The sequence below is a fragment of the Chryseobacterium sp. 2TAF14 genome (assembly GCF_052115105.1).
In the GTDB taxonomy this organism is placed as follows: domain Bacteria; phylum Bacteroidota; class Bacteroidia; order Flavobacteriales; family Weeksellaceae; genus Chryseobacterium.
The window spans coordinates 1-13116 of sequence record NZ_JBFRGA010000004.1 but is presented as its reverse complement, the minus strand read 5'-3'; the positions used below and the strand labels follow the sequence as shown (position 1 = coordinate 13116).

Annotated in this window: 15 protein-coding genes; 5 read left to right on the top strand and 10 right to left on the bottom strand. The window is 34.7% G+C overall.

Annotated features, from left to right (window positions below; all coding sequences use genetic code 11):
- From AB4Y90_RS00995 to pth, 3 genes are all read left to right on the top strand, one after another.
- Positions 1-897 carry a hypothetical protein gene (locus AB4Y90_RS00995; protein ID WP_441555322.1) on the top strand — a complete coding sequence of 299 codons (897 nt, stop codon included), beginning with the start codon at positions 1-3 and terminating at the stop codon, positions 895-897.
- Positions 898-997: 100 nt separating this feature from the next.
- On the top strand, positions 998-1924 hold the full coding sequence (locus AB4Y90_RS00990) for a hypothetical protein (protein ID WP_441555321.1): 927 nt from the start codon (positions 998-1000) through the stop codon (positions 1922-1924).
- 88 nt (positions 1925-2012) lie between these two features.
- Complete coding sequence (pth, locus tag AB4Y90_RS00985) at positions 2013-2576, top strand: aminoacyl-tRNA hydrolase (RefSeq protein WP_441555320.1); 564 nt, start codon at positions 2013-2015, stop codon at positions 2574-2576.
- A 60-nt stretch (positions 2577-2636) separates the two neighbouring features.
- Here pth and AB4Y90_RS00980 read toward each other — a convergent pair whose 3' ends face one another.
- The 8 genes from AB4Y90_RS00980 to AB4Y90_RS00945 all read right to left on the bottom strand — a co-directional run bounded on the left by AB4Y90_RS00980 (position 2637) and on the right by AB4Y90_RS00945 (position 10048).
- A complete protein-coding gene (locus AB4Y90_RS00980; RefSeq protein ID WP_441555319.1) occupies positions 2637-3272 on the bottom strand; it encodes a carbonic anhydrase in 636 nt (211 codons plus the stop codon).
- Between the two features lie 52 nt (positions 3273-3324).
- Positions 3325-4920: a SulP family inorganic anion transporter gene (locus tag AB4Y90_RS00975; RefSeq protein ID WP_441555318.1), complete on the bottom strand. Its 1596-nt coding sequence runs from the start codon at positions 4918-4920 to the stop codon at positions 3325-3327.
- A gap of 143 nt (positions 4921-5063) precedes the next feature.
- Positions 5064-5363, bottom strand: coding sequence for a hypothetical protein (locus AB4Y90_RS00970; protein WP_441555317.1), 300 nt, complete (start codon positions 5361-5363; stop codon positions 5064-5066).
- A gap of 23 nt (positions 5364-5386) precedes the next feature.
- Positions 5387-6055 (bottom strand): carbonic anhydrase, encoded by a 669-nt coding sequence (locus tag AB4Y90_RS00965; RefSeq protein ID WP_441555315.1) that lies wholly within the window; start codon positions 6053-6055, stop codon positions 5387-5389.
- A gap of 156 nt (positions 6056-6211) precedes the next feature.
- On the bottom strand, positions 6212-6766 hold the full coding sequence (locus AB4Y90_RS00960) for a serine O-acetyltransferase (protein ID WP_441555314.1): 555 nt from the start codon (positions 6764-6766) through the stop codon (positions 6212-6214).
- A gap of 51 nt (positions 6767-6817) precedes the next feature.
- Complete coding sequence (locus tag AB4Y90_RS00955; RefSeq protein WP_441555312.1) at positions 6818-7969, bottom strand: glycosyltransferase; 1152 nt, start codon at positions 7967-7969, stop codon at positions 6818-6820.
- Positions 7970-8000: 31 nt separating this feature from the next.
- Complete coding sequence (locus tag AB4Y90_RS00950) at positions 8001-8897, bottom strand: glycosyltransferase family A protein (RefSeq protein ID WP_441555310.1); 897 nt, start codon at positions 8895-8897, stop codon at positions 8001-8003.
- Positions 8894-10048: a glycosyltransferase gene (locus tag AB4Y90_RS00945; protein WP_441555309.1), complete on the bottom strand. Its 1155-nt coding sequence runs from the start codon at positions 10046-10048 to the stop codon at positions 8894-8896. Before AB4Y90_RS00945 ends, AB4Y90_RS00950 begins: the two co-directional genes overlap by 4 nt.
- 94 nt (positions 10049-10142) lie before the next feature.
- On the opposite strand from AB4Y90_RS00945, the gene AB4Y90_RS00940 reads away from it, so the two are divergent.
- Positions 10143-10919, top strand: coding sequence for a class I SAM-dependent methyltransferase (locus AB4Y90_RS00940; protein ID WP_441555307.1), 777 nt, complete (start codon positions 10143-10145; stop codon positions 10917-10919).
- Positions 10920-10980: 61 nt separating this feature from the next.
- On the opposite strand, the gene AB4Y90_RS00935 is transcribed toward AB4Y90_RS00940, so the two are convergent.
- Entirely contained in the window at positions 10981-11787 is an 807-nt protein-coding gene (locus tag AB4Y90_RS00935; protein WP_441555305.1) for a glycosyltransferase family 2 protein, read from the bottom strand.
- Between the two features lie 50 nt (positions 11788-11837).
- Positions 11838-12344, bottom strand: coding sequence for an acyltransferase (locus AB4Y90_RS00930; protein ID WP_441555304.1), 507 nt, complete (start codon positions 12342-12344; stop codon positions 11838-11840).
- A gap of 126 nt (positions 12345-12470) precedes the next feature.
- Between AB4Y90_RS00930 and AB4Y90_RS00925 the strand changes: the two genes are divergently transcribed.
- Positions 12471-13116 (top strand): glycosyltransferase family 2 protein (locus tag AB4Y90_RS00925; RefSeq protein ID WP_441555303.1); only part of this gene is annotated, 646 nt, incomplete at its 3' end.

Here is a 13116-nt window from a genome sequence, read left to right as displayed (position 1 = left end):
ATGACTAGAAATTTATTCAAAGGTTTCACCGTTTTACTTCTTGGTTTCATGTTTTCATGCGATAACACAACTGCAGATCCAATTAATAACACACTCAATAATCCCAATAATCCGGGAGGAAGCGGCGGAGGAAGCACTCCATCAATTACCGGGCCTCGAATTTTACATAAAATTGTGATAAACAATGTTACCAATCAGGAATTTGTAACTACCGGAAATGTTTTAGAAAAAGCAATATTCAAAGAAGCGAGCGGGCCAAATTCTTTCCTGGTAGGAACGGCTACTTATACTTCAGGAAAAATCACAAGAGTGAAGTTTGCACAGGAAGTCAACGGTACTGTTCCTGCAAATAGCTTGTCGTATGACTACAATATTACTTATGATTCCGGCGGGAAAATCAATTATACAACTTGTGAAACAATGTTGGGAACTATGCCCAATTTCAACAGCGAATATACTTATACGTACGATGGCTCTGGAAAAATGACGAAGATTGTTGAAAAGAAAAAGGTAGGTTCTACTTACACTCATTTTATCAATTATAATTTAACCAACACAGGAGATAATATAACAAAACTTGTGACAGAAAACGGTATTACAAATGCAGCGGGAGTTCCGGATATGTCTACCGTGATGAGTTATACCTATAATTTTTCTTCTTACGACACTAAAATAAACCCTTATAATACGTTACCTAAAACATTTTTTGTAATGTGGAGCTTACTGCATCCTAATAATTTTTCGAGTTTATCAGCCAATAATCTTACCAGTTTCAATATTGTATATCCGGCTCCGGCTCCGGTAATTCCTGGAGCTTATACGTATCTTTATGATACACAGGATTATCCGGTTTCAGATCAGACGCAAACCCAGAAGTATGTTTATAAGGCTTTATAATGAGTTTTTTGTTGTTAGTTTTGTTAGAATATTAATTAAAATATGATTTTTATACAAAAAAAAATTATATTTGTGGAAAAATAAATAATTCCATTACATAATGAAAAGACTTTTCTATTTTATTTTGCTAATAGCAGGTTTTTCTTCAATACATTCTTGTAAAGATCTGACTGACGAAGAGGGAAATCCACTTTTGGATTTGAATGACAATACAGGTTTGAACGGTCCGAGAGCTTTATCCAGAGAGGTTACTGATTTTGGGCTGATTGCACAGTATGAATATAATGGTTTGCTTCTTTCAAGAGTAATTACAGAAAAAGCTTCTATCACCAATGTAGAATGGAGTGGTGATAAAATCAGCAAAGTAACATTTAATGGTTTTTTAGATTTAGATAGCGATGGTACAATAGATACTGACAGTGTTTCTTATACTCAGCAATATACTTACGGTAACCTGGGTAAATTGACTTTGATTTCTGAAAACAGAACGGTATTCAGAAGAGCGGCTCCGGTTCCTCCTTCTACAACACCGGGTCCATATGCTGTTTTTGCAAAAACAAAAGCAATCTATAATTTAACTTACAGCGCTACAACATCAAAGCTTGCTTCTATTGTAATGAAAAAAGGTGATGATGTTACTCCTTTTATTTACACAGATTATACTAAAGCTGCATACAGCTATTTGGGAGATAATGTTTCTTCGGTAACTAAAGAAGTAGGTAAATTGACAGGAAATGTTTTTGAGCCTGCTGTACAAAACTATAAGTTTGATTTTAGCAGCTACGATTCTTTTATCAGCGGATATACTTTATTGCCGTTCGAATATAAAGTTTCGGTACTTATTTCTACCAACATTAATGACGACAGAAGTTTGATATTGTCGCCAAACAGTCCTAAAAGAGCAGCTGTTACAGATATGACGCAGCCGGTTCCTACACCAATTGTAGTTTCTACCAACTATAAGTACGATCCGCAGACTTATATGACGCAAGGTTTCGGAATTAATTATTTCTACAAGCCTTTGTAATTATAAAATTTTAAAAAATATTTAAGCTCAATCCTTTCCCGGGTTGAGTTTTTTATTTTATAACCCTTAATTTTGCAAAAAATTTCTCATGAAATATTTAATTGTCGGTCTTGGAAATAAAGGTCCGGAATACGAAAATACACGTCACAATATAGGTTTTAAAGTTGCTGAAAAAATTGCTGAAACTTTAGAAACATCATTCAATACCACCAATTTCGGTTGGATGGCAGAAGGTAAATATAAAGGAAGAAAAGTATTGGTTTTAAAACCCGATACTTATATGAATCTTTCCGGAAACGCCGTAAAATACTGGATGCAGAAAGAAAATATTCCTTTAGAAAATGTGATGATTATTACCGATGATCTGGCTTTGCCTTTCGGAACTTTAAGAATGAAAATGAAAGGTTCTGATGCAGGTCACAACGGACTTAAAAATATTCAGGAAGTATTGCAGACCCAAAATTATGCAAGGCTCCGCTTCGGTATTTCTGCCGAGTTTTCTGAAGGAAGACAGGTCGATTATGTTCTGGGAACGTGGAATGAGGAAGAAAGCGAAAAGCTCCCTGAAAGAATAGAAAAATTTTCAAAAGCTTGCCTGTCTTTTGTTTTTGCAGGAATTAACAATACCATGTCTGCTTTTAACGGGAAATAAAAACAGATTCGGGCGGAAGCAAAGCTTCCGCCCGAATTATTAATCAAAGAGAAATTTTTATTATAGCCAGGTTACAACGCCTGTTTCAACGTCATAGTTTGCACCAACGATTTTAATTTTTCCTTCATCTTCAAGCTTTTTTAAAGTCGAGCTTTGCTTACGGATCTCTTCAATCGCATTCAGTACGTTATGCTGATTTAGTCTTTCAAGAAGATCTGCGTTAGCTGAAGAACGCTCTTCATCATCCTTTATGATCGTTTTAATGATCGGATCGAAATGACCGATCAGATGGTTCAGGTTATCCATTCCCATTCCTTCGATTTTAGCGGCATCAAGTCCGCCTTTTAGAGCGCCACATTTTGTGTGACCTAAAACGACAACCAATTTAGAACCGGCAACATTACAGCCAAATTCCATCGATCCTAAAATATCCTGGTTAACAAAATTTCCGGCTATTCTGATACTGAAAACATCACCTAGTCCTTGATCAAAGATTAATTCTGCAGAAGTACGGCTGTCTATACAGCTCAAAACCACTGCAAAAGGCCACTGTCCTTCACGCGTAGCATTTACCTGCTCCAAAAGATCTCTGTTTGCCTTTAGATTGTTTACAAATCTTTGGTTCCCTTCCTTCAAAAAGTTTAATGCCTTTTCGGGAGTAATCGTAGACTGGGTTTCTGATGTATGTGCTTTCATATAATTTATTTATTTTTTGAATTATTAAAGTTAAAAAAAATATTTTTTGAGCTTACATTGCTCTTCTGTGGGTAATGACGATGTGAGAATCTTYATCGGTTTCGTAGTCTCTGTACGAAGTTTTGAAGCCTAATAGTTCCACATTAATGTCTTCTTCTTTTGCTCTGATGTTAGAAAAATCCTGAATCATTTCCAGTACATCAGTTGCAATATATGATGTTCCTCTCGCATCAATCGTTACCGTAGAGTTTGGTTTAATGTTTTTCAATGTCTTTTTAATAGCAGCTTTATTCAGGAAAGATACTTCTTCTGCCAATTTTATCGTAATACCATCAGCATCTTTTAGCCTTTCTCTGCTTAAATAATAAGCACGCTTCATATTTCCCTGCAAAATATAGAAAACCGAGATTGCCAAACCAATTCCAACACCTTTTAATAAATCTGTAGCTACAATCGCCACTACAGTCGCCACAAACGGGATAAACTGGAATTTTCCTAAATGCCAGAAATGTTTGAATGTAGCCGGTTTTGCCAGTTTATATCCTACCAGAAGTAAAACAGCAGCAAGAGTGGATAAAGGAATCAAGTTTAAAACAAAAGGAATGCTCAGTACACAAATCAATAGTAAAAACCCGTGAATCATAGCCGAAACCTTCGACGTTGCTCCTGCGTTGGCGTTTGCCGAACTTCTTACAACTACCGATGTCATGGGCAACCCGCCGATAAATGAACTGATTAAGTTTCCTATTCCCTGAGCTTTTAATTCTAAATTGGTATCGGTGATTCTTCTCTGAACATCCAATCGGTCTGAAGCTTCAATACAAAGTAAGGTTTCAATAGAAGCCACAATGGCAATGGTTGCTCCTACAATCCATACTTTTGGGTTTGTGAAACCGTTAAAATCGGGAAGCGTTATCAGGTTTTTAAAATCATCAAGACTTTGAGGAACAGGTAAAGAAACCAAGTGTTCTTTCCCGATTGCCAAAGAACTTCCTGATAATTTGAATAATTCATTCAGTAAAATTCCGACAACAACCGCAACTAATGCGCCGGGTAACATTTTCATTCTTTTTAAAAAAGGAATTTTATCCCAAGACAAAAGTAATCCTACGGAAACTAATGTAACGATTACTGCTCCCGGATGTATTGCTCCCATTAATTCACCGAAATAGTTGAAATTGATTCCGTTGGAAAATAGTGTTTCATTTCCTTCATAATCTTTATCAAATCCCAACGCATGTGGAATTTGTTTGATGATAATAATAATTCCGATGGCAGCAAGCATTCCCTCAATTACATTATTCGGAAAATAATTGGATATGCTTCCTGCTCTTATGAAACCTAAAACCAACTGTATCAATCCGGCAATAATACCTGCGCAAAGGAATAGCTCGAAAGCGCCAAGATCTGTAATAGCAGTTAAAACGATTGCGGTAAGACCTGCAGCTGGTCCCGAAACCGAAATATTTGAATTACTGATGGCTCCTACGACCAATCCTCCTACAATACCGGCAATAATACCGGATAATGGTGGTGCACCGGATGCTAAAGCAATCCCTAAACAAAGCGGGAGCGCTACTAAAAATACAACGAGGCCTGAAGGGAAATTCTCCTTAATTCCTCCAAATAATGAATTTGATTTTTTCATGACAGCGAAAAATACTTAGTGTAACCGATTGATCTTAATTAAAGTTTTTAACTAAAATCATCAGCGATAAAAATTGAAATTAACTTAAAAAAGGCATCTATTCAACATCAAACCTGATATGAATATTTGCTGATCTATTTCAACTAAGCTTCCGGAGGTGGTGAAAATATGGTAAGAAATGGCGACAGATGACAGGAATCATCAATCAGCACGAAAGATCTGCGCTCGAGATCATGCTCGAAAAACTTTAGAAAATCATGTACGCTTAAAGTCTTGGGTAAAGTCTTTTCATACACCGTAAATGATGAATAATGAGAGTGTGTTTCTTCTTCGTTTACAATTACATTCGTTGTCTGTATTTCCCAGCCGCAAATTGCAGCAATGCTTGGCAAAGCTGTGAAGTTTAAGATAAACAGTAATGTAATGATACTCCAGAATTTCATTCACTCAATTTTTTAAAGAAAGATTATTTCGTCTTTCTGCTCATAACCCAGTCTGAACCTGTAAGATTATAAATCTTCTGAATGTCTTTTAAGATTTCCTCAAAATCTATTTTAAGATCGATAATTTTACCAGTTCTCAGGTCAAAAACCCAGCCGTGAACAATAGGATATTCTTCTAAGATATATCTTTCCTGTACACAGGCCATTTTGATCACGTTGATGCACTGCTCCTGAACATTGAGTTCTACAAGCCTGTCGTAACGCTCACTCTCATCTTCGATAGAATCCAGTTCTGCCTGATGCAGCCTGTAAACATCACGAATATTTCTCAGCCAGGGATTCAAAAGTCCCAAATCCTGAGGCGTCATCGCTGCTTTTACACCGCCGCAGTTGTAATGTCCGCAAACAATAATGTGTTTTACCTTCAGATGCTCTACTGCGTATTGTATAACCGCGGCGGAGCTCATGTCTAAAGTATTTACAACATTAGCAATGTTTCTGTGGACAAAAACTTCTCCCGGTTTTGCTCCCATAAGTTCTTCTGCTGTCGCTCTGCTGTCTGAACATCCTATGTAAAGGTATTCAGGATTCTGAGTTTTTGCAAGATCCTCAAAGAAGTTGGGGTTGTCTGCAACTTTAGATTCTACCCATTTTCTGTTGTTCTCAAAAATAACTTCGTACGAATTTTTCATTAATTAAATTTTTAAAAGTATAATTATTTATTTCGTTTAAATTATTTTTAAATTCAATAGATTGAATCGATAATTATGCAAAAATATTAATTTTGTAGAATTATCAACCATTTTTAACAAAGTTTAATACACTTAAAAATATGATAAAATTCAGGTCTAGACCTTGTTATTGATATATCCTTCGGTTGCATTTTCATTAGGATAAATTTTTGCAGGATTCCCGGAAACAACGCTATTGTCGGGAACATCAAAATTTACAAACGCATTCGGAGCAATCAAAACATTATTACCAATATTTATTTTACCTACAATTACTGCATTCGGTCCGATCCAAACTTCATCGCCAATTACAGGGTAGCCTTCGTTTTTACCCCGGTTTTGCTGACCGATCGTTACACCTTGGGCAATATTGCAGTTCTTTCCTATTTTGGTTTTCGAGTTGATAACGAGGCTTCCCCAATGTCCCAGGTAAAAGCCTTCTCCGATCTGGGTTTCAGGGTAGATCTGGAAACCATATTTAATTTGGAAATGTCTTAAAACAAACCTCCAATAAAGTCTTAAAACAGGGGTTTTGTTATACTTCTGGGTTTTTCTTAAAACATAAATAAAATGCAGATTCGGATTGACACATTTGGCCAAAATTTTAAAAGTAGAAAGCCATTTTCCGCTTTCCCGGTAGAAATCTTTCTGTAGAGTAGAGTGATCTGCCATGTAACAAATTTAAAAAAATCTAAATGGTCGTAAAGAAAAAATAAAAGAAATCTACATGCTGTCAAGAATCGAAACGATTTTCTGCACAGAGTTTTCAAGATTGAAAGGCATCTCGTAATCTTTCAGCTTCTCGGTATATTTTTCAAAATCTTCAGGTTTCGTCAATGCTTTTTTCATTCCCGAATAGATTCCATCTTCAGAATTTTCCACAATTAAGCCCAATTCACCATCATTCAGCATTTCTCTTACTCCCGAAACTTCTGTTGCAATAATTTTCTTTTTTAAAGTAATTGCCTCAAACAAAACGGTCGGGAAACCTTCATATCTTGAACTTAAAATATAAAAATCTGCATTTTTGAAATATGGATAAGGATTATCTGTAAACCCCATCATTGTTGCAGTATCATCAACATTCAGTTCAGTTTTTAACTTTTTGATGTTTTCAAAATCATACCCATCACCAACAATCAGGATTTTGTGTTTAAAACCTTCTTCCAAAAGTTTTTTGTGAACTTTCAGAAGCCTGTCAAAACCTTTTTGCGGAAACACGGTTCCTACAGAAATAAAAGTTGGAACATTTGGATCAAACTTATAATTATCGATGGATTGTTCTGCTTTAGATAAAATTTCTTCTGTATCTAAAGGATTGTAGATTTTACAGATCTTCTGTTTCTCAATTTCATTTTCAGCTAAATCAAGGAAAAGTTTTTTTATTTTTTCTGAAATAACCATGATTTTATCAAACCCAAAGAATTTTTTAATCTCAGCTTCTGTATATTCTTTTACTTCCGCAAGGTCATTGTGAATCCAGACTATTTTTTTTGAAGATTTTAGCGGTGAATTCAGGATTTCATCCCGCATTCCGTGAATGGCGGCAAATTCGATGTCGTATTTTTTTCCTTTTAATTTTCTTTTATAAAGAAGATTCGGGAATTTTTTCAATGCATTCTGATAAATAACTCGCGCTGCCTTCTCCGGAATATCCTGAATTCTGTTGGTGGTAATCATTTCTCCTTTATTGAGGTAAATGATATTGATCCAGCCGGGAACTTCGCCCAAATATTTCCCGGAATATAAATTTAAAAGCAAATCGATCTCATATTGATCCTGCGGAAGATTTTTTAGAAAAGTAATCAGCACTTTTTCTGCGCCACCGTGACGAAGCGAACCAATGCGGATGAGGATTTTCTTTTTTTGAGACATTTATTTTAATTTATATTCTAGATTTTTTATCTTAAATTAATTTTGAAAAAGGGTAGACCAGTGCTGTAATTATTTTAACGGGTAAAGAATTCAGCTCAGAAATCGTTTTTTTGAAAGTTCTTTTGTCTGCTGATGAAAATTTAATGTAACCACCAATATTTCTAATCACCGGAACAGGATTGCTCCATATTTTTGAACTGTAAGTATTCAGGAATGCTTTGTAATTTTCGGCAAGACCGAATGCGTTTTTTTTGTCATAAAACTGATTGGCAAGCGACTGCTCATCTTCTTTGTCCCGGAAATAAATTCTCGTCACTTTATTGATGCAGTAATGAAAGCCAAGCTTATCAAACTGAAACTGGAAAACGCCTTCAGGAATAAAGCCTTTTCCGGAAAGATTTTCAAAATTCAGCTTCATTTTTTTGTAAATCTCTGTTTTTCCCATTCCCCATTTATCCCCTTTTATTTTATACTTATATCGCATATCAAAAATCGTACAGATAAAGGGAGGTTCAGGGAAATGATCACCTACAATATTTCCGGACTGGTCTTCGCAAAGCGTTGATACAAACACAATATTTTGATCGTTATTAATCTGTTCCCATGTACTGACAAGAATTTCCATAGAATCTTTCGGCAATGCATCATCAGAATCTAAAGGTGAAAAATATTTGCCTTCCGCAAGATCAATTCCGCGGAAAAAAGTTAAAAATTTATGTTGATTCTCCTGATAATAATATCGAATTTTAAAATCAGAATTTTTCTGAAATTCTTCAACGAGTTCTTTCGTTTTATCGGTAGAACCATCATCGATGACGAGCCATTCAAAATCTTTAAAAGTCTGATTCTGTAAAGATTCAAAAACCCTTGGTAAAGTATGCGCCCGGTTATACGTGGGTGTAAGAATGGTAACTAACGGTTTTTTCATCCTTTCAGCTCATATTGTTTCCGGAAAACAGAAGTAACCTGGTCGTAAATTTTTTCATTATCAAATTTCTTTACAGAGTTGATCATGTTTTCTTTAAATTTCTCGGTAATCTCTTTATTGGTAAGGAATAATTTCATTCCCTCATAAATAGAATTCTCGTCTGGTTCTACAAGATAGCCGTCAAAATTATGCTCAATCATTTCAGGAATTCCGCCAACATTTGTACTGATGACAGGAATATTTAATCCCATCACTTCGCCTATCGTTAAAGGATAAGATTCAGATTCTGAAGGTAAAACAAAATAATCAGAATTTTTGATGTAAGGATAAGGATTTATCTGACTATCCAGTAAAAGAAATGTACTTTCAACGCCAAGATTTTTTGCCTGCTTTTTTAAATTTTCCATTTCAGAACCGCCGCCGATTACTGCAATGCTGTGTTTTAAACCTTCGTCTAAAAGCTTTTTGTGCACCTTCATCAAGGTGTGGTAGTTTTTGCGGCTGTGTAATCTCCCCATCGATGAAAACACAGGATTGGTATCGTAATGCACAGGAAATTCTAAAGCTTTTACTTTTACTTCATCAATTTTTATGGCATTGTAAATGACACAACTTTTAGGATATTCTATCTGATACAAATCTTTAATAATATCTCTTGTCTGTTTAGAACCAAAAATCACCCAGTCAAATTTTTTAAGCGCATTGATTCTGCTTAAAACTCTTTTCTCGTTAGGATCATAGCTTACATCAGTATGAAACCATGCGATCTTTCTTGATTTTAAAGGACTTGAAAGAATGTTTTCAAATTCAGAATACGTTGGTGCAATTTCAAGATCAAAATCTTTTTTAATGATCTTACGGTATAATATTTTCGGATTATTTCTGTAAAATGCTAGAATTATATTTCTTTTAATGAGCTGTAAAGTTCTTACGAGTTTATTGCTGCTCATATCTTCTCTTCCCTTTTGAAGAGTAATAAGTTCAATATCTTTAGGAATACTTCTTCTAAGCTGTCCCTGATCGAGTGTTAGGAAAAAGGTAATGTCAAACTGTTCTCTTGGAAGGTTTTCCAAAAGATCAAGAATAACCCTTTCAACACCTCCCATTTCCATGGAACGATGGCGGAACAAAACTTTTATTTTTTGAGGCATTTGTGATTTCTTTAAAAAAAATTAATCCTTAAAGAAACAAATATAAGACTGTTTGAGCAATTCTTTTGTATTTTTACTCCTTAAACATAACTGTATGAGTAAAGTTTCAGAAATCGCAACCACATTTGTAGCCTATCTTAAGCGACCGGATCTGTATCCTGAATTAAGACGTAAAATTTGGAAAAATTTATTCAATCGCTCATCTGGTTTGCGAGGTAAAGAAGAAGCCGAAAAATGGTGCAAAAGCATCGCTTTTTCTGAGAAAGATTTTATAGAAAATATTTTAAAAATAAACTTTGTTTCTTTTGAAGAGCTTTTTCCTCAACAATACAAAAATGCTTTGCAGGCACAGGAAAAAGCACCTGTGAAAATGGGAGGAGCAGGTTCTTTAAGCGTGATTTATTACATCAACGAATTTGCAAAATCTCAAAATTCTATCGAAACAGGCGTAGCTTACGGATGGTCTTCTTTTGCGGCTTTGGCATCATTAGTTCCGAGAAACGGAACGCTTTACAGTTCAGATATGCCTTATATTCTTCAAAATCAGAGTGAAGATTTTGTAGGATGTGTAATTCCTGAAAACTATAAAAACAATTGGGATCTTTACCGTTTTGCAGACAAAGAATCTCTGCCGAAAATTTTTGAAAAAAACAAAACTTTCGATGTTGTGCATTACGACAGCGACAAAACCTATGACGGAAGAATGTGGGCGTATAAAATTTTATGGGAAAGGCTGAGAAAAGGAGGCGTTTTTATGAGCGATGATGTAGGAGATAATGCAGCATTCAAAGATTATTGCGAGCAAAATAATCGCAAACCTCATATTGTTGAGTTTGACGGTAAGTTTGCCGGAATTATTATTAAAGAATAGAAATAAAGATTAAAGATCAAAAAATAAAGAAAAACCACAGATTGTGCTGTGGTTTTTTAGTTTATATAAATTTTCTGAGGATTTTTGTGACAATATTGTTTTGCTTTATTTTTAAAAACTCAGGAAGGTTTTGTATCTGGTCAATCTTTTTACCAAAGAGAGATTCTATATTCCTACGTTTTGCGGTTTCCAGAATTACCTGATGCCAGTTATGATTAAGCTTTTCTTTTTTCGAAGATTCCTGAGAAACTCCTTTTTCATGTAAACGGTAATAATAAAGCGGAGCATCTATAAAATGAAATTTTCCAACTTCATAGAGTTTCAGATATAAATCCTGATCGACGGCAGATGTAAGCTCCGGATTGATACCAATGGTTTTATCGTAGGCTTCTTTTTTAAATGTAAAAAAATGATTGGCTTCCAGAAAAACATTGAAAAACTCTTTCTTTCCGTTTCTTACAGTACGGGAATGCTGAAAAATACGTACAGGTTTTAGCAGGCTGTCGCACAAATAAAATTTTGAATACGTTGCAACATTATCTTTCTTGTGGTTTTCTATGCTTATTTGCAGTGCATTTTCGGCAATAGCATCATCAGGATCTACAAATCCGCAGATTTCTCCGGAAGCCATTTCGGCGCATTTTCTTTTGGTGTATCCTACCCCTTTGTTTTCATCATTTCTGAAAATTTTTACTTTGCTATTGTCTTTTGTAAGCTCAGTAATCTTTTGGTAAGAATCAGCGGCAGAGCAATCATCTACAATTACAACCTCAAAATTCTGGTAGGTCTGTTTAAGAATGCTGTTGTAACATTCTGTGAAATAATCGTAATTATTATAATGCGCGATGAGAATCGAAAATTTTACCATGAAATTGAATTGAAGATAATTTTAGGCTGAATTATTTTTATAAATTAAATCTATAAAGATATGATTTGCTGGTCTTGCTTATTAACCACAACCGAATTAGAAGGAACGTCTTTATGGATCACACAACCGGCTCCCAGAATTACATTGTCTCCAATCGTGACATCTTTTAATACAACGACATTCGCACTGATCCATACATTATTTCCTATTTTAACTTTTCCGATATTGAAATCTGTTTTTGAGACAGAGAAAGGATCTTTTGTATAATAATGATTATGATCAAAAATCTTTACCCCTTCACCAAAAAGGCAGTTTTTCCCGATTTCAATTTCCCCAAGACACGAGATGGTAGACTTTGTAATATAGGTTCCGTCTCCAATGGAGAGCTTGCCATTTGGCTTTACGGTAATAAAATTTGCCTGGTTAATGAATACGTTTTCCCCAAACCTGAATTCAGCGGAATCAGAAATATCAAAAGTATTATTTGGACCAAGTTTAAAGGAATGATGAACAGAGCTTTTGCGGGTAAAAAAAAGATCACGATGTTTTGCAATCATGCAACTGTTTGCAAAATTTTTCAATTTTATAAAACATATACCTAAAAGCTTTTTCATTAAAATGTTTTACTCAAAAGTATTAATTATTCTTTTAATTTTGTAATAATTAACAGCAAAAACAATCTGATGAGCACCAATCAGCCTTTAATCAGCATTAATATTCCCGTTTTTAAATGTGAAAAATATATACTTCGATGTTTGGAATCGGTAAAAAATCAGACCTATAAAAACTTTGAAATTATTCTGGTTAATGACTGTACTCCTGACGAAAGTGTAGCCATCGTTCAGCAATTCATAAAAGAAAATGCAGATTTAGACATTAAAATTCTTGAGCATGAAATAAACTCAGGTCTCTCGGTGGTAAGAAATACAGGGATAAAAGCATCAAAAGGAAAATATATTTATTTTTTAGACAGCGATGACGAAATTACTTCAGATTGTTTAGAGTTACTTATCGATAGTGCTTTGAAAACGGATGCACAAATTACCATTGCGCAAAACCGATGGATCAATACGTTTGATAATACAACTAAAGATTTCGGTTTCCCGACAACTGCAGATAAAAATTATTACAACGACAGGCTCGAAATTTTTTCTGTTTACAGCAACGGCGGATTTCCTTCTTCATCATGGAATAAATTAATCAAAAGAGATTTTATCATCGCCAATGAAATTTATTTTGTTCCCGGATTATTTGCGCAAGATGAATTGTGGTTTTTTCATCTTCTTTTAAAAACAGATACTTTGGCTGTTATTGATGAAATTACATACC

Excerpts from the sequence above, each read along its gene's own strand:
- AB4Y90_RS00995 (WP_441555322.1), top strand. The coding sequence starts at position 1 with ATGACTAGAAATTTATTCAAAGGTTTCACCGTTTTACTTCTTGGTTTC.
- AB4Y90_RS00990 (WP_441555321.1), top strand. The coding sequence starts at position 998 with ATGAAAAGACTTTTCTATTTTATTTTGCTAATAGCAGGTTTTTCTTCA.
- pth (WP_441555320.1), top strand. The coding sequence starts at position 2,013 with ATGAAATATTTAATTGTCGGTCTTGGAAATAAAGGTCCGGAATACGAA.
- AB4Y90_RS00980 (WP_441555319.1), bottom strand. The coding sequence starts at position 3,272 with ATGAAAGCACATACATCAGAAACCCAGTCTACGATTACTCCCGAAAAG.
- AB4Y90_RS00970 (WP_441555317.1), bottom strand. The coding sequence starts at position 5,363 with ATGAAATTCTGGAGTATCATTACATTACTGTTTATCTTAAACTTCACA.
- AB4Y90_RS00965 (WP_441555315.1), bottom strand. The coding sequence starts at position 6,055 with ATGAAAAATTCGTACGAAGTTATTTTTGAGAACAACAGAAAATGGGTA.
- AB4Y90_RS00960 (WP_441555314.1), bottom strand. The coding sequence starts at position 6,766 with ATGGCAGATCACTCTACTCTACAGAAAGATTTCTACCGGGAAAGCGGA.
- AB4Y90_RS00955 (WP_441555312.1), bottom strand. The coding sequence starts at position 7,969 with ATGTCTCAAAAAAAGAAAATCCTCATCCGCATTGGTTCGCTTCGTCAC.
- AB4Y90_RS00950 (WP_441555310.1), bottom strand. The coding sequence starts at position 8,897 with ATGAAAAAACCGTTAGTTACCATTCTTACACCCACGTATAACCGGGCG.
- AB4Y90_RS00945 (WP_441555309.1), bottom strand. The coding sequence starts at position 10,048 with ATGCCTCAAAAAATAAAAGTTTTGTTCCGCCATCGTTCCATGGAAATG.
- AB4Y90_RS00940 (WP_441555307.1), top strand. The coding sequence starts at position 10,143 with ATGAGTAAAGTTTCAGAAATCGCAACCACATTTGTAGCCTATCTTAAG.
- AB4Y90_RS00935 (WP_441555305.1), bottom strand. The coding sequence starts at position 11,787 with ATGGTAAAATTTTCGATTCTCATCGCGCATTATAATAATTACGATTAT.
- AB4Y90_RS00930 (WP_441555304.1), bottom strand. The coding sequence starts at position 12,344 with ATGATTGCAAAACATCGTGATCTTTTTTTTACCCGCAAAAGCTCTGTT.